General features: G+C 62.8%; 20 protein-coding genes. 10 read left to right on the top strand and 10 right to left on the bottom strand.

Features of this window, described 5'->3' with window-relative positions; genetic code table 11:
- Positions 1 to 340: 340 nt before the first annotated feature.
- Both miaA and mutL read right to left on the bottom strand, forming a co-directional pair.
- On the bottom strand, positions 341 to 1291 hold the full coding sequence (miaA, locus tag SB822_RS48055) for a tRNA (adenosine(37)-N6)-dimethylallyltransferase MiaA (protein ID WP_410858053.1): 951 nt from the start codon (positions 1289 to 1291) through the stop codon (positions 341 to 343).
- A gap of 58 nt (positions 1292 to 1349) precedes the next feature.
- A complete protein-coding gene (gene mutL / locus SB822_RS48050) occupies positions 1350 to 3446 on the bottom strand; it encodes a DNA mismatch repair endonuclease MutL (protein WP_410858052.1) in 2097 nt (698 codons plus the stop codon).
- Between the two features lie 210 nt (positions 3447 to 3656).
- Between mutL and SB822_RS48045 the strand changes: the two genes are divergently transcribed.
- Positions 3657 to 4346, top strand: a complete 690-nt coding sequence (locus tag SB822_RS48045; RefSeq protein WP_410858051.1) for a DedA family protein — start codon at positions 3657 to 3659, stop codon at positions 4344 to 4346.
- Positions 4347 to 4430: 84 nt separating this feature from the next.
- Here the strand turns inward: SB822_RS48045 and SB822_RS48040 are convergent, their stop codons facing one another.
- The 5 genes from SB822_RS48040 to SB822_RS48020 form a co-directional block, all read right to left on the bottom strand.
- On the bottom strand, positions 4431 to 5243 hold the full coding sequence (locus SB822_RS48040) for a mechanosensitive ion channel family protein (protein WP_410858050.1): 813 nt from the start codon (positions 5241 to 5243) through the stop codon (positions 4431 to 4433).
- Positions 5244 to 5513: 270 nt separating this feature from the next.
- Positions 5514 to 5708, bottom strand: a complete 195-nt coding sequence (locus SB822_RS48035; protein WP_410858049.1) for a hypothetical protein — start codon at positions 5706 to 5708, stop codon at positions 5514 to 5516.
- Complete coding sequence (locus SB822_RS48030) at positions 5705 to 5866, bottom strand: hypothetical protein (RefSeq protein WP_410858048.1); 162 nt, start codon at positions 5864 to 5866, stop codon at positions 5705 to 5707. Before SB822_RS48030 ends, SB822_RS48035 begins: the two co-directional genes overlap by 4 nt.
- A gap of 286 nt (positions 5867 to 6152) precedes the next feature.
- Positions 6153 to 7643: an MFS transporter gene (locus SB822_RS48025; protein ID WP_410858047.1), complete on the bottom strand. Its 1491-nt coding sequence runs from the start codon at positions 7641 to 7643 to the stop codon at positions 6153 to 6155.
- 159 nt (positions 7644 to 7802) lie between these two features.
- Positions 7803 to 8837: a GlxA family transcriptional regulator gene (locus SB822_RS48020; protein ID WP_410858046.1), complete on the bottom strand. Its 1035-nt coding sequence runs from the start codon at positions 8835 to 8837 to the stop codon at positions 7803 to 7805.
- Positions 8838 to 9055: 218 nt separating this feature from the next.
- Here SB822_RS48020 and galU point away from each other — a divergent pair, with 218 nt between their 5' ends.
- On the top strand, positions 9056 to 9988 hold the full coding sequence (gene galU / locus SB822_RS48015) for a UTP--glucose-1-phosphate uridylyltransferase GalU (RefSeq protein WP_410858045.1): 933 nt from the start codon (positions 9056 to 9058) through the stop codon (positions 9986 to 9988).
- Between the two features lie 91 nt (positions 9989 to 10079).
- Here the strand turns inward: galU and SB822_RS48010 are convergent, their stop codons facing one another.
- The 3 genes from SB822_RS48010 to SB822_RS48000 all read right to left on the bottom strand — a co-directional run bounded on the left by SB822_RS48010 (position 10080) and on the right by SB822_RS48000 (position 13223).
- Entirely contained in the window at positions 10080 to 10553 is a 474-nt protein-coding gene (locus SB822_RS48010) for a GDP-mannose mannosyl hydrolase (protein ID WP_410858043.1), read from the bottom strand.
- A gap of 117 nt (positions 10554 to 10670) precedes the next feature.
- Positions 10671 to 10811, bottom strand: coding sequence for a hypothetical protein (locus SB822_RS48005; protein ID WP_410858042.1), 141 nt, complete (start codon positions 10809 to 10811; stop codon positions 10671 to 10673).
- 225 nt (positions 10812 to 11036) lie between these two features.
- Positions 11037 to 13223, bottom strand: a complete 2187-nt coding sequence (locus SB822_RS48000) for a hypothetical protein (protein ID WP_410858040.1) — start codon at positions 13221 to 13223, stop codon at positions 11037 to 11039.
- Positions 13224 to 14192: 969 nt separating this feature from the next.
- Between SB822_RS48000 and SB822_RS47995 the strand changes: the two genes are divergently transcribed.
- From SB822_RS47995 to SB822_RS47960, 8 genes are all read left to right on the top strand, one after another.
- Positions 14193 to 15194: a GlxA family transcriptional regulator gene (locus SB822_RS47995; RefSeq protein ID WP_410858039.1), complete on the top strand. Its 1002-nt coding sequence runs from the start codon at positions 14193 to 14195 to the stop codon at positions 15192 to 15194.
- Between the two features lie 75 nt (positions 15195 to 15269).
- Complete coding sequence (locus SB822_RS47990; RefSeq protein ID WP_410858038.1) at positions 15270 to 16892, top strand: mannose-1-phosphate guanylyltransferase/mannose-6-phosphate isomerase; 1623 nt, start codon at positions 15270 to 15272, stop codon at positions 16890 to 16892.
- Between the two features lie 68 nt (positions 16893 to 16960).
- The gene (locus tag SB822_RS47985; RefSeq protein ID WP_410858037.1) at positions 16961 to 18346 is read left to right on the top strand and encodes an undecaprenyl-phosphate glucose phosphotransferase; all 1386 of its coding nucleotides are present in this window, start codon (positions 16961 to 16963) and stop codon (positions 18344 to 18346) included.
- Between the two features lie 55 nt (positions 18347 to 18401).
- Entirely contained in the window at positions 18402 to 19538 is a 1137-nt protein-coding gene (locus SB822_RS47980; RefSeq protein WP_410858036.1) for a polysaccharide biosynthesis/export family protein, read from the top strand.
- A gap of 80 nt (positions 19539 to 19618) precedes the next feature.
- The gene (locus SB822_RS47975; protein ID WP_410858035.1) at positions 19619 to 21844 is read left to right on the top strand and encodes a polysaccharide biosynthesis tyrosine autokinase; all 2226 of its coding nucleotides are present in this window, start codon (positions 19619 to 19621) and stop codon (positions 21842 to 21844) included.
- Positions 21845 to 21903: 59 nt separating this feature from the next.
- The gene (gene gmd / locus SB822_RS47970) at positions 21904 to 23031 is read left to right on the top strand and encodes a GDP-mannose 4,6-dehydratase (protein WP_410858034.1); all 1128 of its coding nucleotides are present in this window, start codon (positions 21904 to 21906) and stop codon (positions 23029 to 23031) included.
- A gap of 4 nt (positions 23032 to 23035) precedes the next feature.
- Positions 23036 to 24055, top strand: coding sequence for a GDP-L-fucose synthase family protein (locus SB822_RS47965; RefSeq protein WP_410858033.1), 1020 nt, complete (start codon positions 23036 to 23038; stop codon positions 24053 to 24055).
- A 107-nt stretch (positions 24056 to 24162) separates the two neighbouring features.
- Positions 24163 to 25305, top strand: a complete 1143-nt coding sequence (locus SB822_RS47960) for a glycosyltransferase family 4 protein (RefSeq protein WP_410858032.1) — start codon at positions 24163 to 24165, stop codon at positions 25303 to 25305.
- Positions 25306 to 25368: the final 63 nt, after the last annotated feature.

Here is a 25368-nt window from a genome sequence, read left to right as displayed (position 1 = left end):
TTGCGCAATATCACGGCTGACTGGAGCCGTGCCGCGCATGACTGGAAAGCCGCGATGAACCAGTTCGCGATCCTCTATGAGGATCGCTTCACCAGGAATCATTTGTAGAATGCAATTGATGAACCTGCCAGATGGCAGGCTTTTATCTGCCTTGCACACAAAAATTCAGACACCCCCGTCGCCCCGCACAGAGGCGACGCTTGAAGCACGAAGGCAAAGCACGAAGGCAAAGCGCGGATGCCAGCGCAAGGGCTAGAACAACCATACCGGCCGCGCCACAAAGACACCAACGCTAATGCCAGCGCAAAGACAGCCCACCCGCGCGTCGCAGACAAAAAAATCAGCCAACGACTCGTTCAATAGCCTGCAAGGCAAGCAAAGTGGCATCAGCAGCACAACAATCAACCACAACCCGCTCCGACATAGCACGCAGCCAGGTAAGCTGCCTCTTACACAGCTGCCGCGTCGCAAAGACGCCTTTATCCCGCATGGTGTCGTAATCGGTTTCGCTGTCGAGATACTCCCAGGCCTGCCTATACCCAACACACCGCATGGAAGGCAACCCCGGATGCAAATCCCCTCGCGCGCGCAGCCGCTTCACCTCATCAACAAACCCAGCCGCAAGCATCGCATCAAATCGCCGCGCAATGCGCGCATGCAACACACTACGATCAGACGGCTCCAGCGCGATCGGAACGAATCGATAAAGCCGCGCTGCATCATCATCGCGAGCGGGCGCGGCGAGCAACGCGGACATCGGTTGCCCCGTCAGCATGAACACTTCAAGTGCGCGCTGGATGCGCTGCGAATCGTTCGGCGCGAGGCGTGCGGCCGTGGCGGAATCGACAGCCGCGAGGCGCGCATGCAGCGCCGGCCAGCCTTCGCGCGCAGCGTCGGCATCGAGCGTCGCACGCACGTCGGGATCGGCGGCGGGCAGGTCGTTCAGACCCTGCGTCAACGCCTTGTAGTACAGCATCGTGCCGCCAACCAGCAACGGCACATTGCCGCGCGCAACGATCTCGCCAACCAGCCGCAATGCGTCGGCTCGGAAATCGGCGGCTGAGTAAGCATCGACGGGATCGACGATGTCAATCAGATGGTGAGGCGCGACCGCGCGTTCCTCCGCCGACGGCTTCGCAGTGCCAATATCCATCTCGCGATACACCAGCGCCGAATCGACGCTGATGATCTCGACAGGCGCGCGCGCAGCGAACGCCAATGCGGCCGCCGTCTTGCCGGAAGCGGTCGGGCCGAGCAGGCAGGCGATCGGTTGGGGTGCGTGCTGCGTCATGAATGGCGTGATGGCAGGCGTGGTGACAAGCGTAAGCGGAAGTGCAAAACGGACCCGCTCACTGTCCGCGCATGAACAGCCGATCGAGATCGGCAAGCGTCAACTGATACCACGTCGGCCGCCCATGATTGCACTGGTCCGCGCGCTCGGTCGCTTCCATCTGGCGCAGCAGCGCATTCATTTCGTCGAGCGTGAGGCGTCGGTTCGCGCGCACCGCGTGATGGCAGGCAAGCGTGCCGAGCAACTCGTGCTGGCGCTCGGTCAGCACGCGCGAGCCGCCGTACGCATGCAGATCCGACAGCACCGCGCGCGCCAGCGCCTGCAAATCGGCATCCTTCAGCAGCGCGGGGACGGCGCGAATCGCGATGCTCGTCGGCGACAGAACGGCCAGATCGAAGCCGAGCGCATCGAGCGTCTCGCGCTCCTCTTCGACGACGCCGATCTCGACCCCGTCAGCCGGCATCGACACGGGGATCAACAGCGGCTGCACGGCGATCGCGCGGTCCACGAGCGCGTTCTTGAACTGCTCGTACAGAATCCGCTCGTGCGCCGCGTGCATATCGACGATCACCAGTCCGCGCGCGTTCTGCGCGAGCACGTAGATGCCGTGAATCTGGCCGAGCGCGAAGCCAAGCGGCTGTTCGTCGTTCGCGTCGAAACTCTGCGGTGCGATGGACGACTGAGGCGCCAAACCCGTGAAACCCGCAAAACCCGCGGCAGGCGCAGACGCACCATCATTCCCGACGGAATCCGCCGCGTCGCGCAGTTCGAAAGAAGTCGTGCCTTGCGGGGTGCCGGCGCCCGTGTCCTTGCGGCCGAACAACGCGTCGTAAAGCGCGAGCGGCTGCGCGACGGGGAGCGTGCCTTGCGTCATGCGCGCCTGGCGCAGCCAGGTATTGCCCGGTTGCGAACTGCCGCCGTCGCTGACCCGGAAACCGCCGCCAAGCGGCGTCGAGCTGAACGAACCGGGCGTGGCGGAAGTTGCGGGCGTTGCCGGCGTCGGAAAAGGCATCGGCTCGATGCGCGCAGCATGTCCACCCGACGTCGTTTCCGGCGATGCGCCCGCATGCCGCGCGAGCGATCGCTGCACAGCATGGAACACGAACTGGTGAATCGAGCGCGAATCACGAAAGCGCACTTCGATCTTCGACGGATGCACGTTCACGTCGACGGCCTCGGGCGGCAGATCGAGGAACAGCACATACGACGGGTAACGGTCGCCATGCAGCACGTCTTCGTAAGCGGCGCGCACTGCGTGCGTGAGCAGCTTGTCGCGCACGAAGCGGCCGTTGACGAAGAAATACTGCTGATCGGCGCGTCCGCGGCTCGCGGTCGGCAGACCGGCGCAGCCGTACACGGCCAGCGGTCCGGCTGATTCATCGAGCGGCAGATGCGCAGTCGCGAACGTCTCGCCGAGAATCTTCGCGACGCGCGTGGCGGGATCGCTGGCGTTCCAGTGTTCGATGGCGCGGCCGTTATGCAGCACCGAAATCGCGACATCGGGCCGCGCGAGCGCCGCGCGCCGGATCATCTCCAGGCAGTGGCCGAGTTCGGTCTGTTCGCTCTTGAGGAATTTGCGGCGCGCGGGCGTGTTGAAGTACAGTTCGCGCACTTCGATCGTCGTGCCGGGCGTGCCTGCCGCGGGCGACAGCGCGCCCGTCTGCGCGTCGATGCGCGTCGCGTGTGAATCGTTCTCGGTGCGGCTCGTGATGTGCATATCCGACACCGACGCGATCGACGCCAGTGCCTCACCGCGAAACCCGAGCGTGGCCACGGCTTCGAGTTCGGCGAGCGAGCGGATCTTGCTGGTCGCGTGACGCATCAGCGCGAGCGCGAGCTCGCCTTCGGGAATGCCGCAGCCGTCGTCGGTGATCGAGATGCGCTTGACGCCGCCTTCGTCGAGCAGGATGCGCAGCGTCCTCGCGCCCGCGTCGAGCGCATTTTCGAGCAATTCCTTCACCACCGACGCCGGCCGCTCGACCACTTCGCCCGCGGCGATCTGGCTGATCAGCTGGTCGGGCAGCGGCTGGATCGCGCGCAGCGGACGCGGCGTGAGGGTGCTTTCGACTGAGCTCGCGTTGCGGTCGGTCGCAGGTTCATATGCGTCGGCGGGCGCGTCGGCACGCGTTTCGGAAGATTCGGGGATCGCGGACATGGCGAAATTATAGCGATTCGTCGCAGATCGTCTGAACGTGCAGATAATGGACGACATTTTTTAAGGTCGTCATGGCACTTTCGGTATCATGGCGCGGTCAATTTCCTGCCTCGGAACGCTTCGTCACTGCCGTGACCTGCGTGAGGCGCGCCGAACGAGACGGGTCGCCGTCCCCGTCATGCCAGCCATCTGCCTTTAAAAGGACGCCCTTTGGACACGCTGCTGCAATTCGTCAATCTTGTCCTGCACATCGACAAGTTTCTGGGAGTCTTCATCCATCAGTACGGCGCGTGGGTCTACGCGGTACTGTTCCTCATCGTGTTCTGCGAGACGGGCCTCGTCGTGCTGCCGTTCCTGCCGGGCGACTCGCTGCTGTTCATCGGCGGCGCATTTTGCGCGACAGGCGAAATGAACATCGAATTGCTGATCGTGCTGCTGCTGGTGGCGGCCGTGCTCGGCAACACGGTGAACTACATGATTGGCCGCGCAATCGGGCCGAAGGTGTTCGACTCGCACATACCCGTGCTCGAACGGTTCCTCGATCGCGAGGCACTGCGCAAGACGCACAACTTCTACGAGCGCCACGGCGGCAAGACCATCGTGCTCGCGCGTTTCATTCCCATCGTGCGGACCTTTGCGCCGTTCGTCGCGGGCGCGTCGCAGATGAGCGTCAAGCGGTTCCAGTTCTTCAACGTCACGGGCGCGCTGTTCTGGGTGCTGCTTCTGACGCTGCTCGGTTTCTTCTTCGGCAATATTCCGTTTATCCGCCAGTATCTGAATGTGATCGTGCTGGTCGGTATCGGCGCCGCCGTGGTGCCCGTCGCGCTCGGCGCGTTGTGGAAGATCATGCGCAGCAAGCGTCAGCCGGAGCGCTCGGCCGGCAACAACACGGGGCATTGATGAGGGCGAACAGCAGGCATCCGCACGCGATGCCTGCTGTGCACAAGATTCAATCGGACCACCCGATCAATCGCAGCGGAAACGCTACGGCGCCACACGCCGCACGACAGGTGTTTCCGGCGTCGGATAGCCCGCTTCGCGGAACGTTTCGATGATCGCGCGGTTCGTGTCGAAATACACCTGCCAGTAGTTGTCGTTGTGCGTGTAAGGCCGCACGCACAGCAGCGGACCTTCCGGCGTGAACGACAGCACTTCGATATCGGGCGGTGGGCTCTCTGACACATTTGGAATCTTCGTGACGGCGGCCCGCAACCGGTTCGCCGCATCGATGGGATCGACGCCGTTCGCGACCTTCGCAGTCAGCTCGACGCGCCGCACCGGCTGCGCGCTGAAATTGGAAATGATGCCCGAGAAGATCGTGTTGTTGCCGACGATGGTCAGCACGTTGTCGGGCGTGACGATCGTCGTGCCGAACAGCCCGAGTCCCTGCACCGTGCCCGTCACGCCGCCCGCCGTCACGAAATCGCCGACCTTGAATGGTCGCAGCACCTGCATGAAGATGCCCGCCGCGAAATGCGCGAGCAGACCGCCCCACGCGGTGCCGATCGCGAGACCGAGGCCCGCGAGCAGCGCGGCGAACGACGTGGTTTGCACGCCGAACACCTGCAGAATCGCGAGTATCAGGATCAGATTCAGAAGCGCGCCGAGGATCGAGCCAAGGTAGTGCGCGAGCGTCGGATCGACCTTGCTGCTGCGCGCGAGCACCTTGCGCAGCAGGCCGATGACAAGCCCGATCACCCATCGCCCGATGATCCACAGAACGATTGCACCGAGTACCTTGGTCCCGAAGTCGATGCCCCGGGTCATCAGAAAGACGCGTATGGCTTCGATATCCACGATTCCCTCGCTTGAGTCGGTTCGTATGACTGACTGCGGCATGCGACGGCGTAGTGGACGCGAGGCGGACCAGCAGAGCGGACGCCGCGTCCATCGCTTGTGCTACACGACGTTGTTATCCGTACGGCGAACGGCTTGAGCGGGCAGATTGCCCGATATGCGAGAAGCGGCGGCGCTGCCGCCGCCGCTTGCAATCATCGACTGTTATAGGCGATGGCGCGGTCGTGAGCAAGAGATATTCCCGGCTGAGCACGTCCGCGCCGATCGTGGTCAAGTGGCGGACGGCGACGTGCGGATGACGGGGCGTGCGTCGGCGCGCCCGGCTGCCTTGCGGCTGCGCATGCGCGACAGCCCGATGGCGATGCCGCTTGCCGTCAGATAGGCGGCAAGGCGCGGAATGAATGCCTGGATGGTGCTGAACTTGCCATAGCGCGCCTGCGAATCGACGAACACCAGAAAGGTCACGCCGCATCGAACAGCAGCGCGATCGCGACGAATACCACGAACACCAGATAGCCGTCCGCTTTCGCATCGGGCCTCATCCAGTTGATCACGCAACATGCCGTCAGCAGCAGGGCGAGGATGATCAGGCTCGAAATCAGATCGAGCAGGAAATTGATCATGACGTTGAGATGAGAACGTTCTTTTACGAATGCCTGCTCACAGGGTGACGTCGATGTGCAGTCACCACATGAGCATGGCGGCGCGATCATTGCACGTCTTTCCATCTCGATAAATGCAAATATCTGGACTCCAGAACAAGGCGTTGGCGACGCACGGCACGCGATGCTTTTTCTCAACGGCTTGCGCCGTCAAATGTAAAAAAAGGGTCGCCGGTTGCCCGGAGACCCTTGTCGGTTTGGCGACGACAGCGAATGTTCCGCTGTCCCGCCTGGCGTGGGAAGCTCGCTATTGCCTGAGCGACGCTGCCGGCGCGAAGTCTTCCGCGTCGACGTCGTAGCCCGACGGCTCCCAGCGGATCACGAGCAGCGCGAGCAGGCCGCACAGCGGCGCGACGGCAATGATCCAGAACACGCGCGTATGCAGCGCGGCGGCGAGCACGGGGAACAGGAACAGCGAGACGGTCGAGCTCGCGCGCATCAGCGTCTGGTTGAAGCCGACGCCGACGCCGCGCAGCGTAGTCGGATAGCTCAGCGAAGCGAACGTCATGCTGTGCGAGCCTGGCCCGAAGCCCTGGCCGAACAGGAACAGCGCAAGCATTGCGATCGCGGTGGCGACCTGCGCGCCACCCGCCGGCTTGCCGACGACGGCAAGACCGACCAGCGCGACGAGCTGGCACGCGTAGCCGAGTACCGTCATGTTCCATGCGCCGAACTTCGGCACCGTGCGCACCGCGATGACGCCGCCGACGAACGCAAACGCGAGATTGAGCACGAGCGACGCGAGGATCGTGGTGAGCATCGACTGCGCGAGGAAGCTCGAGATGATCACAGGCAAGCCGAACGCGACCGCGTTATACGCAAACGACGACGCGATCGCGATGACCGTCGCGAGCACCGTGCGCTTCAGATAGACGCCTTTGAGCAGCGTGCCGTAGTTCTTCCACGACGCCGTGCGCACGTGGCTCTGTTTCGCGGTGGCGGCGGCGTCCGGCGCGACGTCCGCATCGATGCCGTACGAGCGCTTGAGAATCTGCGCAGCGCCGTTCAGATCGCCCTGATTCGCGGCCCATACGGGCGACTCGCTGATATAGCGGCTGCGGATCAGGATGATGACGATGGCGGGCACGGCGCCAAAGCCGAGAATCAGACGCCATAGCAGAGGCTGATGGCTCTCCGGCAAGGTCGCATAGAACGCCAGCACGAGCAGATACGACACGCTGATGGCCGCATACCAGACGGGACACCACATCGCGACGCGCGAGGCCTTGTTGCCCTTGCCTTGCAGCCGCGAGAACTCGGCGAGAAACGCCATCGCGACAGGCAGGTCGATGCCGACGCCGAGACCCATCACGAAGCGCGCACCGCCGAGCACCCAGGCGTTAGGCGCGAACGCACAGGCGAGCGCGGCAATCACGAAGAAGAACATGTCGGCCATGAACACGCGGTAGCGGCCGATGCGGTCGGTCAGAAAGCCGCCGAGAAACGCGCCGACAATCGCGCCGAACGTGATCGCGGAAGCGACGAAGCCGGTGCCAGCGGGCGTGAGCGAGAACTCGCGCGCGACATCCTTGAGGCCGAACGCGAGGGCGCCGAGATCGTAGGCATCGAGAAACACGCCGCCGAGCGCAATCGCGACGACGATGCGCGCGTCGCTGCCGATGGCGGCGCCCTGATTGACGAGTGCCGAGACATCGGCGGCGGAACGGATGACAGGCTTGTTGTGCGCGCGGGATGATGCCTGCGCGACGCCTGTTTTGGGCGTGAGAACGGTGGACATGCCGCTGGTGCGCGCAAAGCGCGCAAAAGCGCGCAAAAGCGCGAATCCTACGGGCGCCTGGCCGCCGCCATCAACGTTATTTTTGTTATTAGCTCATGCCCGTGTTGATGCGGAATGAATCGTCCCAAATACGGGAGTGCGGACCGGCGCGCGCCGGGATCAGCTCTTCGACATGTTGTGCCGGTGTGCCGCGCGATAGTCGGTCGGGGAAATGGACAGGCGCTTGCGGAAGATCTTCGCGAGCCCGTCGCCGCTGCGCACCCCGCAGCGCCGCGCGATACCGTCGATCGACATGTCGGTCTCCGTCAGCAGCAGGCAGCTCGCGTCGAGCCGCGCGCGCAGCAGATATTCCGACGGCGTGAGCCCCACTTGCGCCTTGAAGCGCCGCAGGAAATTGCGCTCGCTCATCTTCGCGACTTCGGCGGCTTCCACCACCGAAATGTGGCGCGTGTAGTTCTCGCGGATCCAGTGCGCGGCCGTCGTGATCTTGCGGGTGATGCCCTTTTTTTCGTCGTCGTCGAGAATCGCATCGAGGCGCCGCGACGTGCCCGACAGCGCGCGCTCGGACACGATCCGAGCGATCGGCGTGCCGTGATCGCGCTTGATGACCGTGAGTGCGGCCGCGATCGAACGCACGGGTGCGTCGACGTCGATCGAGGCGCCAGGCTCCATGTGCCATTGCGTGTCGTTCACGACGGGGGCGACGGTTGCGCCCGAGTCGTCGGTTGCGCCCGACATGCTGCGCCAGCCGCGCCGCTCGAAGACGAGATCGGCTGCCGCGAGCACGCCGAGGCCCTCGTCGAGCGCCTTGACGACGCGGATTTTCGGCGCGATCGCGCGCAGCCGCCGGATCAGCCGCTCGTTCACCTTCGCGCGCGAGGCCCCCGGACCGCCGACGATGAACAGCGTATCGAAGCCGTTCAGCAGCGGTCCATTGAGACTTTCCGTCCATATGCGCAGCGAACAGCTGCTGACGACGCTGCCGCCCATTTCGGACAGCATCACGATCGAATAGGAGGGTTCGATACCCACGCCCTCGGGGCCGGACTGGTCGGCCTGTGCTTCGTTGGCGAGTCGAAATGCGTCAGCGAGCAGACACACGTCGCTCAACGGAAATCGTTCAAAAACGAGAATGCCGATACGTTTGACCATGTGCCCGACATTGACGACTGCGCTCGACGAGGTTGAATCCATCCATCGACTCACCGCGTGCTCATATCGCATCGTCTGTCTCCAGTGCCGAGGACGGCGAAAGAATAAAGGTCTGCGTGCCTTGGGTCTATCATAGGCCCATGTTTTTAAGGCTTGGCGGTTTGAGTCGGAAAATACCGAGAAGTTGGCAGATCGGCTCGATATTCGCGGAATACGCTGGCGTATCGATGCTTATCAAACCACTCAAAAGAGGCGCGAATATGCTCAGCATACGCAAGGCGGTGTTCCCCGTGGCCGGTCTCGGCACCCGATTCCTCCCCGCGACGAAGGCGAGCCCGAAAGAGATGCTGCCTGTCGTCGACAAGCCGCTGATCCAGTACGCGGTCGAGGAGGCGATTGCGGCTGGCATCACCGAGATGATCTTCGTCACGGGGCGCAGCAAGCGCGCGATCGAAGACCATTTCGACAAGTCCTACGAGGTCGAGTGCGAGCTGCTCGCGCGCGGCAAGCTCGCGCTGCTGGAACTGGTGCAGAACATCAAGCCGAGCCATGTCGAATGCTGCTATGTGCGCCAGCCGGAGCCGCTTGGGCTCGGCCACGCGGTGCTGTGCGCGGAAAAGCTGGTCGGCGACGAGCCGTTCGCCGTGATCCTCGCCGACGACCTGCTCGACGGCGAGCCGCCCGTTCTGTCGCAAATGGTGAGCCTGTTCAATCACTATCATTGCTCGATTGTCGGTGTCGAGGAGATCGGCAAGCAGGAATCGCGCTCGTATGGCGTGATCGACGGCAAGCGCTGGGACGATCGGCTCTTCAAGATGTCGGGCATCGTCGAAAAGCCCGCGCCGGAGGATGCGCCGTCGAATCTCGGCGTCGTGGGCCGTTACGTACTGATGCCTGCGATCTTCGATCATCTGCGCCGCCAGCAAGCCGGTGCAGGTGGCGAGATCCAGCTGACGGATGCGATCCAGTCCCTACTCGGCTCGGAGCAGGCGCTCGCATACCAGTACCGCGGCAAGCGCTTCGACTGCGGCAGCAAGCTCGGCTACCTGAAGGCGACGGTCGAGTTCGCGTTGCGCCATCCCGAAGTGAAAGATGCGTTCGATGTCTATTTGCGCGGCCGCATGCAAGGCGAACCTGGCGCAAACGGCGAGGGTGCACAGGAAGAGCTGGCGGAACTGTTGAGCCGGGTCTGATTCCGGCGTGGTTACGCGTGGCGCGGCGGCATGAGCCGCCGCGCCTTTTTCGTGCACAGACATTGCTCGCCGACGCACCTCGCCCGCGGGCTCAGCGGAAATACGTCTTCGTGTTTTCGTGCACGTCGTCGCGCGCGAGCAGCGCTTCGGGCGTGAGCCAGATATAGCGGCTGTGCTGGTCGAAGCGCCCGACGGACGCCGTGTTCTCGAGCGTCAGGAAATACGCGATCACGACATAGTGCGTCGTGATCTTGTCCGCGCCGGCGAAGTTGTCTTTATAAAAGTGTTCGAACAGACCGCCGAAACGCGCGGCCGCGCGCTCCATCCCCGAGATACCGAGTTCCGAGTCGACGATGCGCGTGAACGCCGCGTCGAGCCTCTCGTTCTTGCAGATACGCCCGCCCGGCACGAACCAGGTGCCGAGCGCCGGGCGATTACGCCGATACCCAACGAGCACTCGCCCCGCGTAGTCGGACACGATCAGGTCGATCGACACGAGCGGTGTCATCTTGACGACCTGGAGAAAATCGCCTGCTTCGAGATAATCGGGGCACGTGGCGGCCATGTCTCTCTCGTCATGTAGTCTTGTTTAATGGATGCAGCGAAACGGGATGCAGCACAATGGCCGTCACACGCGTCGCACGTGTGACGGGCGGCCGGCGTGCTCGGCCGGCTTGCCTGTCTATTGATCGTGATCGCTGGCGAACAGCCGCGACGCGGTGCCGAACAGAAGGGCGATGGCAAGGGCGACGCCCACGCTAAGCAGCAGCCAGGACGCCAGCATTGCGACCAACATCACCATGATCCAGCCCAAACCGGTCATTCCACCGCTCCGTCGTCATGGCCCCGATGGCTTGCGCTACGTGACGCTCGAATGACGCGCGGCTTGCAGCATTTGCACAGAGTCTAGACGTAGTAATAAAACGCGGTTCTGTCGTCTGACGCCTAAATGCCGTCTTGTATGGCCAAAGTGAAAGGTGGCGCGTGCGCACATGCTGCGCGGCGTTTTGCGCGCGCTTCGTCGCGACGATTACGGTGACTACGGCGGTTATGGCGCGACATAGCCCGCCGGCGTCGTGACGTTGGCCTTCATCACCGCCACATTCGACGACACGACATACACGGGCGTCTCCGCCAGCGCGAGCGACACGTAACCATCTTCGTAGGGCACGCTCGACGGATTGCCCATCATGTCGAACACCGTGACCTTGCCCGCGGTGCCCGGCGCATCCACCTGCAGACGCCATGCAACGCCCGCCGTCGGGTCGAAGTGAGTCGACTTGTTCCACTTTGCGTTGTCGTGCGTCCAGGCGGCCGTGACGACTTTGCCGTTGTTCAGGCGCTGAAACGCGTACGCGTAGACGCCCGCGGGCGTGCGCTTGACGGGCCCGAGCGTGGCCGTGCCGTCGATCAGCCGCGTCATCGCGACAATCGCGGATGCGGCCGGTTTCGGGCTGACCGTGCTCGGACCGAATGCACCCTTCGGATGTTCGAGATCGAAGAACACGCCGTAGCCAGGCGTCGCAGCGGGCGAGTCGTTCGAATAGAAGATGTAGGTCATGTCGGCGCCTTCGCCGAGCAGGATCAGATGCGTACGCGCGACGACGGCGCCTTGCGCGTACAGCACGTCGTTGGGCGGATAGCGCGGGCCATACTCTTCGCCGACGTCGTAGCTGATGCCAGTCTCCGTTGCGAACAGCTTTGCGCCTGGCCTGTACTGATCCGTCATCACGCGTCGCAAGGCGCGCATCGCTTTCGGCAGCGCGTATTGCGCCTGTTGCGGATTGCTATCGTTCATCAGACGTTCGGGCGGATGCGACGGGCTGTTGCCACCCGGATCGTAGTAGCCGTGAATGGCGATTCCGTCGAGATACTTAGGCAGGCCGAGCGGCGCGAGACGCTTGAGCCATTCGATATTGCCAACCACCGATCCAAACGTCGGGCCCATCACGACGGCGTCCGGATCGGTCGCATGAATGCCCTCATGCACGGACTTATATAGCTGGACGAAATTCGCATCGGTGTCGCGCCAGGGCAGGCCGCCTGCCAGATCGGGCTCCCATGTCACCTGGTAGTAGTTGCTCGATTGCGTTGGAAAGACTGTGTTGCGCACGCGGCTCGATTCAGTGCCGACGCGCTGCATGTATTCGCGCAGCGCTTCCGTCGACTTCGGCAGATAGCTATGCGTCTGCTTGCCCGTCGGACTCGCCCAACCAGGAAAGCCGTCGAGTTGGATCAGGCGCAGCAGGTCGCCTTTGCGGAACCACGGCGCGAGTTGTCGCGTGGCGGGATGGAAGGTGTCCGCGCGGTCCGGTTCTTCCTTGTACCAGTTGCGATTGTCGTTGACCCAGGTGAGGCCGAGCAGCGTATAGAGCGGACGATAGCCGTCGCCGTCGCAGCAGCGCTGGCCGGGTCCGACGAACGCGCCGCCCTGGCCGCCGAAGCGATGCAGGTCCGCGTGCGCGTAATGCACGGGCGGCACGCTCGCCGACACATCGGGCAGCACGCCGAAGGTCGCGATGCCTTGCGGACGCGTGCCGCGTGCCGCCAGTTGCCCACGCGCTTTTTCCAATGATGCGGACAGCGCGAAGTATCCCGCCAGCGAAGACTCGCAATTCAACGTCACCTGACGTGCACCTTGCGCAACGCCATACGTGCCGCTTGCCTGCACGGTGCCCCACGCATCGCGGACTTTCCATGCGAGTTTGTCGTCGTGCGGCGCGCGTGTCGTGATGACAATCTGGAACGAACGGTCGAGCGGAAAGAGACGCGTGCCGTCGCTTCCCGGCGTGTCTGCGTCGATGAGATCGCCCTGTGCGTTCGCAGCCGCCACGTCCGACGATTTGTTGCAACGGAGTCCTTGAGAATCGTTCGCACGAGGTGGCGCTTTCATCGGCCATTCGCTCTCGTCAGAGGCGTCGCCCGTGGATGCAGGCGTGGCTTTGGCGGAAGCGGACGGGCTAGCTGCATCGTTCGCGCCAGAGATCCAGCATTGCTTGAGTTCGCCAGGCGCGGGGTCGCCGAATATCGCGTTGTTGCAAGGCGTGCCATTCGTCAGCGACTTGACCGTGTTGTGCGTCTCGCTGCCATAACGCACGTCGCGCGTGCCGCTGAAGCTGCATGTGCCGCGCTCGTCTGCGCAATGAGTCCAGTTACCAGGGTTCTTCGCAGCCTGTTCGTTATCGGCCGATGCATTGTCACAGCCGCTCGCTATCGCAATGACTACGACTAGCATTGCTACTGGCAAGCTGAACGATACATTGCGTGAAAGACGCGGCCGAAAATCTGACGCGCATCTCTTACCGACACTGTTATCGCCATCAGTCATTCTTCCCCCAAACCGTATCGATGACCGGTTACGCGCATATCGCGCGACCCAGATTACACCGATGAGTTAGCAGGAATTGGACGTTTCCTAGTGCATGGGCGCAACTTCGGTGGCGGATCGATACGAATGTTGCGTCGTCGCGACGCTTGGTCGTGGCGAGATTCGGCTAATGCAGCAAAGTGGCGCTGCGTGAGGCCTGCAACGTAGCGAGAAGGTCTTGGTGTGCCCGAATGAACCTGAATGGCTCGCCAAAACGGCAGTTTGACTGCACCTGGTTAGCGCCATTGCGCCTCTCACTGGGGCCCAATGTTTCGTGTTTGAAACATTAATTGATTTATTTATGGCGCCACTCAAGAAGGAATATAAGAAATTATTTTGCCTGGCATTTTCGTTCTTATAATTCCTAATTGGTGAACCTGTGCGCGCAATTTCGTCATATCAATAACGCTGTCATTGCATATTAGCAAACTGGCAATTGGATGGGGAATCGGCATAACCAGGTATGCGTCCGGGTAAGTATTGCGGACCTTAAATGTAGAGCCGAAAAAATTGCTGTTTTATTGGTATGAAGAAACTGTAATTGCAACAATTTGTAAGGCTTTATGTCAGGCCTGGCGGGGCTTTTGAGGCGCAGGTTCGATTCGTCTTATGAAATGGCGAATTAGGACTGAAATAGAGAGACCCGTAATAACCGGTTTATCGGATTGTTAAATGCGGGTTGAAAGCCGGTTAGCATCCAGCGGACCGAATACGCCAATACATCGTCACTTTCAGTCAGTAGCTGCCGGGATTGTTTTTTTAATGCGTATGATGCACTGCACATCGCGTGCATTTATCTAGTTCTTTCCACGCCGGAATGGTCAAGGGGGAAGAGTCATGGCGTATGCAAGTCTTGAATCTCCGATGGTTGGCTGGGTGCGAGCGCCCGAGCACAGCGCGCACTACGCAGCCGCTACACGCCACATAGCAATTCTGCTTTTCGACGGCTGTTCTCTTCTTGGCGCAGGCATCGTCGCTGAAGTTTTTCACGCTGCTAACGAACTGTCTTCATCCGCCAGTCACAGTTGGACGTATGACGTGAGTTTCCTCTCGGGTGCCGGCGGCAACATCACGTGCTCGTCGTCGATTCGTGTCTGGACGGATGGGCTCGATGCGCGTCATTACATGGGCTTCGATGCGCTTTTCGTCGCGGGCGGCAAAGGTGCGCGTGCCGCGGCCCGCGACGAACGGCTCATTGCCTGGCTGCGGCGTGTGCATGCGAACACCAGCATCGTGCGTCCGATCGGCGAAGGACGCTCGCTGCTCGAAGCGGCCTGCATCAACGGCATTCAGCAACGCGACTTCGGCAGCTATAACGTGCGCGAAGAACGTGATGAACGTAACGGCAGCGAAGCGAACGATCGCCTCGAGTCGATGAAGAGCGCGCTGATGCTGATCAAGCGCGACCTTGGAATCGATGTCGCGCGCAATGTCGCCGAACGCCTGATGCCCGACGCCGGCGACAGCCTGATGTCGCTGTTGGGCGACAGCACGGGCAAGAGTCCCGCAGATAAGGTGCGCGCTGCGGCGCGCTGGTTACAGGAGAACTGCCAGCGGTCGATCTCGATCGCGGACGCGGCCCAGGTGGCCGCGATGAGCGAACGCAATTTCCTGCGTCGCTTCAAGATGGAAGTGGGCGTCACTCCGTCCGACTACCTGTTGCACGCACGGCTCGCGATCACTTGCAGCCTGTTGACCGATTCCGAACTGCCCGTCGACAAGATCGCGCGGCGTACGGGAATGGGCAATGGCGATCGTCTTGCCAAGATCTTCCGCAAGCGGATGAAAGTCTCGCCGACGGAATACCGGATGAAGACCCGGCGCGAAGCCGGCATCTAGAAACCGGCCACGATCCAAAGTGTGTCGCAGGTCCTCATACCGGGGGTTAAGTGACGGATATTAAGGAATCCAAACATGTTGATCGACCAGAATAATCCGACGAATGCGGCTGCGCCGGGCAGCGCGCTGCCGGCCTGCACGCAGATCGTGCCGGTCATCCTGGCGGGCGGGTCAGGCACGCGCCTGTGGCCGATGTCGCGTGAGAACTTTCCGAAGCAGCTGATTGGCGTCGTCGGTTCGGAGTCGCTGTTGCAGGACACCGTGCATCGGATGGAAGGCTTTCCGGCTGGCTGGAGCGTGTCGAATTCGCCCATCGTCGTGTGCGGCGAAGAGCATCGCTTCGTGATTGCCGAGCAGTTGATGTGCAATTCGTGCACGCCGCGTCTCGTGGTCGAGCCGGCGCGGCGTGACACGGCGCCCGCGCTCACGCTGGCAGCAGCCCTCGCCTGCGCGAACGGCGAAGACGCGATTCTCGTCGTGATGCCGTCCGACCACGCGATCGGCGACGTGCCCGCGTTGCAGCGCGCGCTCGAAGTTGCCGCGCGCCATGCGCAGCGCGGCTCGATCGCCACGCTTGGCGTGCCACCGCGCGCGCCGGAAACGGGCTTTGGTTATATCCGCGTCGGCAAGAAGCTCGATGACGATGCGCGCGAAATCGATGGCTTCGTTGAAAAGCCCGCCGCCGAACTCGCGAAGCAATACCTCGCGCAAGGCACGTACTGGTGGAACAGCGGCATCTTCATCGTGCGCGCAAGCGTGTGGCTCGCGACGCTGCAATCGCTGCAGCCCGATATGCACGCGGCGTGTCTCGCGTCGTTCGTGCAAGGGCATACGGACGGCACCACGTTCCGTCCCGCGGCGGATGCGTTCACGCGCTCGCCTGCCGATTCGATCGACTACGCGGTGATGGAGCGTCTCAATGCAACGGTGGGCTGGACGTCGGCGGGCGTCGTCGTGCCGCTCGACGCAGGCTGGTCCGATCTCGGCTCGTGGGACGCCGTGTGGGCCGCGCAGCCGAAGGACGAGAACGGCAACGTCGGGCGCGGCCGCGTGATGTTCGAAGGTTCCGTATCGAGCTATGCGCATTCGGACGGACGGCTGGTCGCGTGCGTTGGCACGACCAATGTCGTGGTCGTCGAAACGGCCGACGCCGTGCTCGTCGCCGACCGCTCGCGCGTGCAGGATGTGAAGGGACTGGTCGCGCGTATCAAGGCGCAGAAAGCGCCCGAGGCCGATGCGCATCGCAAGGTGCGCCGCCCGTGGGGCTTCTACGATTCGATCGACCACGGCGACCGCTTCCAGGTGAAGCGCATCGTCGTGACGCCGGGCGCGAAGCTGTCGCTGCAACTGCATCACCATCGCGCCGAACACTGGATCGTCGTGCGTGGCACGGCGCTCGTCACGCGCGGCGACGAACAGTTTCTGCTGACCGAAAACGAATCTACTTACATTCCGCTCGGCGTGCGCCACCGGCTCGAGAACCCGGGCAAGGTGCCGCTCGAAATCATCGAGGTGCAGTCGGGCTCGTATCTCGGCGAAGACGACATCGTGCGCTTCGACGACACGTACGGACGGTGCGAACAGGCGCAAGATCAGAAGCAGTTGCATGGCGCAGGCCCGCTTCAGGTCCAGAGCCAGAACCAGAACCAAAACCAGAGTCAGGCCACGGGGCAGGGCCCGACTCACGCCGCGAGTTAGGCGCGCGGCGGCGTAACACGCAACACCCGGAGAGCAGGTAACGAACGACGAATGGCAGGGTGACCGATATGCGGGACTTACAGGATTTTTTCGCGCGGGTTGCGGACGTGGCGCTGATACTGTTAGGCGCCATCGTCGCATCGCAGATCCGCTTCGACGAATTTTCACAGCGCGGCTTCTACGACGCGTTCGTTCTCTTTTCCGCGGCCTTTGCGCTGGCGATTTTCCCGGCGTTCGGCGTCTATGTATCGTGGCGCGGCCGCTCGAAGCTCGCGCTCGCCGGGCAGGTCGCGCTCGCGTGGCTCGTCGTGCAGGGCTGCGCGCTCGCGCTGATGTATTCGCTGCATCGGATCGACATCGTCTCGCGCCTGTGGTTTGCGTACTGGACGGCGATGGCGGGTGGTTTGCTGATCGCGTGGCGGCTGATCGCGCATGCCGTGCTGGCCCGCGCGCGGCGCCTCGGCTGGAATCTGCATCAGGTGGCGATCGTCGGCAGTGGCGGCCATTGCGACCAGATCCTGCGCCGCGTCGAATCGCAGCCGGCCACGGGCTTCCGCGCAACGGCCGTACTGAACACGCACCCCGAAGAATCGCCTCTGACCAACCCGCGCGTAACCTGCTTCGATTCGCAGGCGGCGTTCGCCGACTACGTACGCGCCAACGACGTACATGAACTGTGGCTCGCGCTGTCGCTCACCGACGAGCGCACGATCTTTCGCCTCGTCACCGAGTTTCGCAACGACCTCGTGAACATCCGCTTCATGCCGGACGTGCGCAGCCTCGCGCTGTTCGACACCAGTAGCGTGATCGAACTGCTCGGCGTGCCCGCGATCAACCTCGTCGCGTCGCCGCTGTCGCCGCGCGCGCTGTTCAAGAAGGACCTGTTCGACCGCGTGTTCGCCGCGGCCGCTATCATCGGACTCGCGCCGCTGCTGATCGCGATTGCGATTGCCGTGAAGGTGTCGTCGCCGGGCCCCGTGTTCTTCCGGCAGAAACGCAAGGGCGCCGACGGCCGCGTCTTCAAGATCTACAAGTTCCGCTCGATGCGCGTGCACACCGAGGAAGCCGGCAAGGTCAGTCAGGCGACCAAGGGCGATCCGCGCATCACCAGGGTCGGCGCGTTCCTGCGCCGCACGAGTCTCGACGAGCTGCCGCAGTTCTTCAACGTGCTGCGCGGCGACATGTCCGTGGTCGGGCCACGCCCGCACGCACTCGAACACGACGATCTGTATCAGAAGGTCGTGGCCGGCTATATCCATCGTTACCGGATCAAGCCGGGTATCACAGGCTGGGCGCAAATCAACGGCTTTCGCGGCGAAACCGATCGCATCGAAAAGATGGAGCGGCGGGTCGCGCATGACCTGTATTACCTGGGGCATTGGACGTTCTGGCTCGATATGCGGATTATCGGCGCCACGATCGTCAAAGGCTTCATTCATACCAACGCGTATTGAGACGGGGAGCAAGCCAATGAAAAAGGACCAAGCTCCCCTGTTAGGAGGAACTGCCATGAACCGCATTCGAACAGGCGTGTATGCACCGTTAGTGCTATCGATGACGTTACTGCTTTCCGCCTGCGGTCTCGCACCCGGACAACGGATGATCACGCCTGCCGCGGTGCCGGATACGGGCGGTGAGTACAGTACCGAGGCCGAGCAGCAGATCCAGATTCCCATCACCGACATCAATCTGTCGCTGGTGCGGAAGATGAAAGGCCAGACGACGAATCTCAGCCAGCAGACGGTCGGTCTCTTCAGCAACAAGCCGCCCGTCTACAAGATCGGTCCCGGCGACGTGTTGCAGATCACCGTCTGGGATCACCCCGAGCTGGCCGCCGCGCTCGGACAGCCGCAGGCATCGAGCAGCAAGAACGATCCGGGGATCGGCTTTCTCGTCGATGCCGACGGCAACATCCAGTTCCCGTATGCGGGCACGCTGCGTGTGGCGGGCAAGGACGCGGCGGCGGTGCAGAAAGAGCTGTATAAAAAGTTGAGCGTGGTCTATTCGAAGCCTGAAGTGACCGTGCGCGTCTCGTCGTTCCGCTCGTCGCAAGTGTATGTGGACGGCGAGGTGCACGCGCCGGGGCCGGCACAGGTCAACGACATCCCGATGTCGCTGACAGAAGCGATCAACCGCACGGGCGGCTTCACGCCGAATGCGGACCAAGGTCGTCTCGAACTCGTGCGCAACGGCGTGACCTACGACCTGAACGTGCCCGACCTGATCAAGCGCGGCCGTGCGCCGACCTCGATCTACCTGCAACCGGGCGACATGCTGCGCGTGCCGGCACGCGAAGAGAACGGCATCTATCTGATGGGCGAAGTGAACAAGCCCGCGACCATCCTGCCGATGCGCGACGGCAAGCTGTCGCTGTCGGAGGCGCTGTCGCAGGCGGGCAGCTTCAACCCGAACACGGCCGACGCGAAGCAGACTTTCGTCATCCGCAATTCGACGAGCGACAAGCCGGAGATCTATCACCTCGACACGACCTCGCCCGTTTCGATGCTGCTCGCGAACCAGTTCGAGCTGCAGCCGAAGGATGTCGTCTATGTCGACAACAACAGCCTCGTGCGCTTCAACCGGGTGCTGACGCTGCTGCTGCCGGCAATCAATGCCGGTGTGACGGCTGCGTTGCTCGCGAAGTAAGCGGCAGGTATGCGTTATGCATTAACGGGGTAAAGCAACGCAGCGCTTTCGACACTGTCGGTCTTTGATGGATCAAGCAAATGGCTATCAACTTTGACAATCGTTATACGGATGTCAGTTCGGACGAGATGCATCTGACGGATTACTTGCAGGCTATCGTCGCGAACTGGCGCTCCATTCTGATGATCACGCTGGCCATCACGGCGCTGGGCACCGCGTATGCATTTGTCGCGACGCCCGTCTATCGTGCGGACGTGCTGTTCCATGTGGTCGACAAGGCCGATAACAATAACAAGCAGGACGGCCTGCAACCGCTAACAGGCATGTTCGACACGAAGCCGTCGACGGCGGCCGAGATCGAGTTGATGAAGTCGCGGCTCGTGACCGAGGAGACCGTCAAGTCGCTGCACCTCGACATCGCCGCGCGGCCGCACACGTTGCCTTTCGTCGGCGGGCTGCTCGCGCCGCTGATGAACGGCAAGTGGGGCATCACGCTGCCGCCTTCGCTGCAGTTGCCGAGCTACGCATGGGGCAATGAGAGCATCAAGGTGTCGCGCTTCGACACGGGGAAAGACATGTACGACAAGGACTTCACGTTGATCGCCGGGCAGAACGGCGACTTCGTGCTGAACAATCCCGATGGCGTCGCGATTCTCGAAGGACGCGTCGGCGAGAACGTCGTGCGCGAAACGCCGGCCGGCCCGATCACGCTGCGCGTCGATGAAATGACGGGTGCGCCGGGCACGCGTTACGACCTGACGCGCGGGTCCACGCTGACGACCGTCGAGCGGCTGCAGAAGGCGATGGATATCGGCGAATCGACGCTGCAGTCGGGCGTGATCCGCGCGAGCCTCGAAGGCCACGATCCGAGGCTCACGGCCGACATCATGAACAGCATGGCGCGCGAGTTCATCCGCCAGGACGTCGAAAGCCGTTCGTCGGAAGCCGAGCACATGCTGGCCTTCCTCGACCAGCAACTGCCGCAGCTGCGCAAGGAACTCGATGCCGCCGAGCAGCGCTACAACACGTTCCGCAACCAGCACGGCACCGTCGACCTGAGCGAAGAAAGCCGGCTGCTGCTGCAGCAGATCGTCGACAACAAGACCAAGCTCGTCGACCTGCAGACGCAGCGCGCGGAGATGTCGCAACGCTTCACCGCGAATCACCCCGCCGTCGCCGCACTCGACGCACAGATCGCCGGGCTGCAAGGCAATCTGTCGAAGATGGGCAAGAGTGTGCAAACGCTGCCCGATACCGAGCAGACGGCCCTGCGCCTGTTGCGCGACGTGCATGTCGATACCGAGCTGTACACGAACCTGCTCAACAGCGCGCAGCAACTGCGCATCGCGAAGGCGGGCCAGGTGGGCGACGTGCGCATCGTCGACTTTGCCGAGGCAGCCGACGATCCCGTGCGTCCGAAGCGCGTGCTGGTGATCCTGATCAGCTTCGGCGCGGGTCTCTTTATCGGCATCGTGTTCGCATTCGTGCGCAAGACGCTGTATGGCGGCGTCGAACGTCCGGACGAGCTCGAAGCCGCGCTGGGCGTGCCCGTGTTCGCGGTGGTACCGCGCAGCGAGCAGCAGATGCGCCTGCAGCAGGACGTGATGATGCGCCGGCGCGGCCTGCATGTGCTCGCCGAACAGGCGCCGCAGGATATCGCCGTGGAAGGGGTGCGCAATCTGCGCACGTCGCTGCAGCTCTCCGTCGACGACAAGCAGAACAACGTCGTGATGCTGACGGGCTCGCGCCCGGATGCGGGCAAGTCGTTCCTGTCGGTGAACCTGTCGGCGCTCGTCGCTTCGACGGCCAAGCGCACGCTGGTGATCGACGGCGACATGCGGCGCGGCGACGTGCACTCGCACTTTGGTCTGCAGCATCAGCCGGGCCTCTCGGACGTGCTGCGCGGTGGCGACCTGCAATCGTCGATCCAGCGCGACGTGTTGCCGGGCCTCGACGTGCTCACCAAGGGCTCGCTGCCCTCGCATCCTTCGGAGCTGCTGATGAGCAAGCGCTTCGAAACGATGCTCGCGGAGCTGAAGGGCCAGTACGACCTGATCATCATCGATACACCGCCTGTGCTCGCCGTCACCGATTCGACCGTGATCGGCAAGCACGTGGGAACGACGTTGCTCGTGATTCGCCACGGTCGCCATCCGGTTGGCGAGCTCGCGGAAACCGCGAAGCGCCTGCGCAATGGCGGCGTGGATTTGCAGGGGGTGTTGTTGACCGACGTGCCGCAGGCGGGCGCTTTCATCGGCTCGGGTTATCGCGGCGGCTATTACGGTTACGAGAGTATCGCAGGCTAAACGCATGGGTCCGGAGCGAGGCGCCAAAGCGCCCGCTCAGTTCCACCAAGGAGAATACGATGACTCGAAAGGTTGCCTTGATTACCGGCATTACTGGCCAGGACGGCTCATACCTGGCCGAGCTGTTGATCGACAAGGGCTACGAGGTGCATGGCATCAAGCGTCGCTCGTCGTTGTTCAACACCGACCGGATCGACCACCTTTACCGCGATGTACACGACCCGGACCAGCGCCTGCAACTGCATCACGGCGACCTGACGGATTCGACGAGCCTCACGCGCGTCATCCAGCGCGTCAAGCCGGACGAAGTCTATAACCTCGCGGCGCAGAGCCATGTTGCCGTGTCGTTTGAAGAACCGGAATACACGGCCAATGCCGACGGCCTCGGCACGCTGCGTCTGCTCGAAGCGATCCGCATCTGCGGCTTCGACAAAAAGACGCGCTTCTATCAGGCATCGACGTCGGAACTCTACGGCCTCGTGCAGGAAGTGCCGCAGCGCGAGACCACGCCGTTCTATCCGCGCAGCCCGTATGCCGTCGCGAAACTGTTTGCGTACTGGACCACGGTCAATTACCGCGAAGCGTATGGCATCTACGCGTGCAACGGCATCCTGTTCAATCACGAGTCGCCCGTGCGCGGCGAAACCTTTGTCACGCGCAAGATTACGCGGGCCATCGCGCGCATCGCGGTCGGCCTGCAGGAAGAGCTCTATCTCGGCAATCTGTCGGCGCTGCGCGACTGGGGCCATGCGCGCGACTACGTCGAGATGCAATGGATGATGCTGCAGCAGGAAGCACCCGAAGACTTCGTGATCGCGACGGGCGTCCAGTACAGCGTGCGCGAGTTCGTGCAGCGCGCGGCGGCGGAGCTCGGCGTCACCGTGCGCTTCGAAGGCGAGGGCGTACATGAAGTGGGCATCGTCGAACATGTCGAGCGCCGTAGTCGCAGCGACATGCGCGTGCAGCCGGGTGACGTGATCGTGCGCGTCGATCCGCGCTACTTCCGTCCGACGGAAGTGGAGACGCTGCTCGGCGATCCGTCGAAGGCGCATCAGAAGCTGGGCTGGCAGCCGACCACCTCGTTCGAGACGCTCGTGAAGGAAATGGTGGTGTCGGATTACCAGATCGCGCGGCGCGATGCGCTCGTCACGCTGGCCGGCTTCAAGGCACTGGAACATCACGAGTGACGCCATGGACAAGAACGCACGCATCTTTGTCGCAGGGCATCGCGGGATGGTCGGCTCGGCGCTCGTGCGCAAGCTCGAGGCGAGCGGCTATCGCAACCTCGTCACGCGCACGCATGCCGAACTCGACCTGACCGACCAGGCGGCTGTGAACCGCTTCTTCGAGAGCGAGCAGATCGACGTCGTGCTGCTGGCGGCGGCGCGCGTCGGCGGCATTCTGGCGAACTCGACGCAGCCGGGCGAGTTTCTCTACGAGAACCTCGTGATCGAAACCAACGTGATTCACGCGGCGTATCGCGCGAACGTCGACCGGCTTGTGTTTTTTGGTTCGTCGTGCATCTATCCGAAGCTGTGTCCGCAGCCGATCCGCGAATCGTATCTGCTGACCTCGGAACTGGAGCCGACCAACGACGCGTACGCGATCGCGAAGATCGCCGGTCTCAAGCTGTGCGACGCGTACAACCGCGAGTACGGCACGCGCTATGTCGCGCTGATGCCCACCAACCTCTACGGTCCGAACGACAACTACGACCTGAAGAACAGCCACGTGCTGCCTGCGCTGATTCGCAAGGCGCACGAGGCGCGCCTGCACGGTGACGAATCGCTGACCGTGTGGGGCAGCGGCACGCCGCGCCGCGAGTTCCTGCATGTCGACGATCTGGCCGCCGCGACGCTGTTCGTGCTCGAACACGACGTGAACACGGGTGTGTTCAACGTCGGCGTCGGTGAGGACCTCAGCATTCGCGAACTCGCGCAGACGATCTGCGATGTAGTGGGTTTCGAAGGCCAGCTGCAGTTTGATGCGAGCAAGCCCGACGGCACGCCGCGAAAGCTGCTCGACGTGTCGCAGCTGGCGCAGATGGGCTGGCGCGCGAGTATCGGCCTCGCGGACGGGATCGCGAATACGTATCGGGAATTCGCCGCGAAGTATGAGGAGAAGTACGGAGACAAGCACGGAGACACGTTTGCAGATAAGCACGGAGAAAAATACGCTGCGCCTTCGTTCGCGATGGCCGCGCGTGCCTGATGAGCCGCTCCTGGTGACGGACGTTGCCTGGGACCGGGATAAGGGCGACGTCCGTTCTTTTTTTGCTGGGAGAAACGACAGTTTCGATCGAATAAGGACCGTAAGAAATGAGTGCGTCAGTCACGATCTTTCATAACGTTGTGTGGTCACGGCACAAGGGCGCCGTGTTCTCCGCGTTGCACAGCATCTCGGCATCGGGCGCGATCCGCTACTCGATGGTGCAGATCGCGGACACGGAACATGATCGGATCGGTTTTTCGGACGTCGACTATTCGTTTCATCGCTATCCGATGCACAAGCTCTTCGACGGCTGCTACGAGGACGTGCCGCGCTGGCAACTGACGAAGCGTCTTGTCTGGGAAGTGCTGAAGGCGAAGTCGGACCTGATCGTGCTGCCCGGCTATCACCGCCCCGAGTACTGGGCGATGCTCGCCGCGTGCGTGGTGACGGGCAAGCGGCGCGCCGTGTTCTGCGATTCGACGGCGCGCGATCGCCCGAAGCGTCTGTTGACGTCGGTTCCGAAGCGCGTGTTCTTCTCGCTGTGCGACGGCTACTTCGGTTTCGGCGAGCGCAGCCGCGACTATCTGGTGTCGCTCGGCGCGAAGCGCGAGAAGATTTTCATTCCGTGTCAGGCGGCCGCGCTGCCTGTCACGTTCTCGCCCGAGCGCGCGATCGCCGAGCGCATGCAGTACCGCGCGGGCAATGCGCCCGTGTTTCTGTTCGTCGGGCGGCTGTCCGAAGAGAAGGGCATCACGACGCTGATCGACGCGTTTGCGGGAATCGCGAAGCGCCTGCCCGATCCGCAGTTGCGTATCGTCGGCACGGGACCGCTCGAACGCGACTTGCGCAAGCGCGTCACGGAGCTGGGCCTGGACCGCTCGATCACGTTCGTCGGCAGCTTGCAGGACGAACCGCTATCGCGCGAATACTACGGCGCGACGTGCCTCGTGCTGCCGAGCCGCAGCGAACCGTGGGGGCTCGTCGTCAACGAGGCGCTCGCGCATGGCTGCCCGGTGGTCGTCAGCGAAAGCTGCGGCTGCGTACCCGAGCTCGTGCACGAAGGCGTGAGCGGCTACGCGTTCACGGCAGGCGACGGCGCGGGGCTGCAGCGCACGCTGCTGAAGGCAACGGAAGCATTCGCCGACGCACAGTCATCGGCGCAACGCTGCATGGATGTGATCCGGCGTTTCGATCCGCCATCGGCGGCGGCCAATATCGCGCGTGGCTGCGCATTGATGCTGGGGACTTGAGATGGAGGAACGGACGGTTTCGGCGTGAGCGTGCCGGCCGGGTCGGGAGTGGGGAAGGGGGAG

The sequence above is a fragment of the Paraburkholderia sp. SIMBA_054 genome, assembly GCF_046534875.1.
GTDB classification, from domain to species: Bacteria; Pseudomonadota; Gammaproteobacteria; order Burkholderiales; family Burkholderiaceae; genus Paraburkholderia; species Paraburkholderia hospita.
Note: the sequence above shows the minus strand (reverse complement) of the source record. Positions and strands in the feature narration are given on the sequence as shown.

What these genes read in the sequence shown, in the direction of transcription:
- SB822_RS47975 (WP_410858035.1), top strand. Translation starts at nt 19,619, where the DNA reads ATGGCTATCAACTTTGACAATCGTTATACGGATGTCAGTTCGGACGAG.
- galU (WP_410858045.1), top strand. Translation starts at nt 9,056, where the DNA reads ATGCTCAGCATACGCAAGGCGGTGTTCCCCGTGGCCGGTCTCGGCACC.
- SB822_RS48020 (WP_410858046.1), bottom strand. Translation starts at nt 8,837, where the DNA reads ATGGATTCAACCTCGTCGAGCGCAGTCGTCAATGTCGGGCACATGGTC.
- SB822_RS47995 (WP_410858039.1), top strand. Translation starts at nt 14,193, where the DNA reads ATGGCGTATGCAAGTCTTGAATCTCCGATGGTTGGCTGGGTGCGAGCG.
- gmd (WP_410858034.1), top strand. Translation starts at nt 21,904, where the DNA reads ATGACTCGAAAGGTTGCCTTGATTACCGGCATTACTGGCCAGGACGGC.
- SB822_RS47980 (WP_410858036.1), top strand. Translation starts at nt 18,402, where the DNA reads ATGAACCGCATTCGAACAGGCGTGTATGCACCGTTAGTGCTATCGATG.
- SB822_RS48010 (WP_410858043.1), bottom strand. Translation starts at nt 10,553, where the DNA reads ATGGCCGCCACGTGCCCCGATTATCTCGAAGCAGGCGATTTTCTCCAG.
- SB822_RS47985 (WP_410858037.1), top strand. Translation starts at nt 16,961, where the DNA reads ATGCGGGACTTACAGGATTTTTTCGCGCGGGTTGCGGACGTGGCGCTG.
- SB822_RS48000 (WP_410858040.1), bottom strand. Translation starts at nt 13,223, where the DNA reads ATGCTAGTCGTAGTCATTGCGATAGCGAGCGGCTGTGACAATGCATCG.
- SB822_RS48025 (WP_410858047.1), bottom strand. Translation starts at nt 7,643, where the DNA reads ATGTCCACCGTTCTCACGCCCAAAACAGGCGTCGCGCAGGCATCATCC.
- miaA (WP_410858053.1), bottom strand. Translation starts at nt 1,291, where the DNA reads ATGACGCAGCACGCACCCCAACCGATCGCCTGCCTGCTCGGCCCGACC.
- SB822_RS48005 (WP_410858042.1), bottom strand. Translation starts at nt 10,811, where the DNA reads ATGACCGGTTTGGGCTGGATCATGGTGATGTTGGTCGCAATGCTGGCG.
- mutL (WP_410858052.1), bottom strand. Translation starts at nt 3,446, where the DNA reads ATGTCCGCGATCCCCGAATCTTCCGAAACGCGTGCCGACGCGCCCGCC.
- SB822_RS47990 (WP_410858038.1), top strand. Translation starts at nt 15,270, where the DNA reads ATGTTGATCGACCAGAATAATCCGACGAATGCGGCTGCGCCGGGCAGC.
- SB822_RS47965 (WP_410858033.1), top strand. Translation starts at nt 23,036, where the DNA reads ATGGACAAGAACGCACGCATCTTTGTCGCAGGGCATCGCGGGATGGTC.
- SB822_RS47960 (WP_410858032.1), top strand. Translation starts at nt 24,163, where the DNA reads ATGAGTGCGTCAGTCACGATCTTTCATAACGTTGTGTGGTCACGGCAC.
- SB822_RS48030 (WP_410858048.1), bottom strand. Translation starts at nt 5,866, where the DNA reads ATGATCAATTTCCTGCTCGATCTGATTTCGAGCCTGATCATCCTCGCC.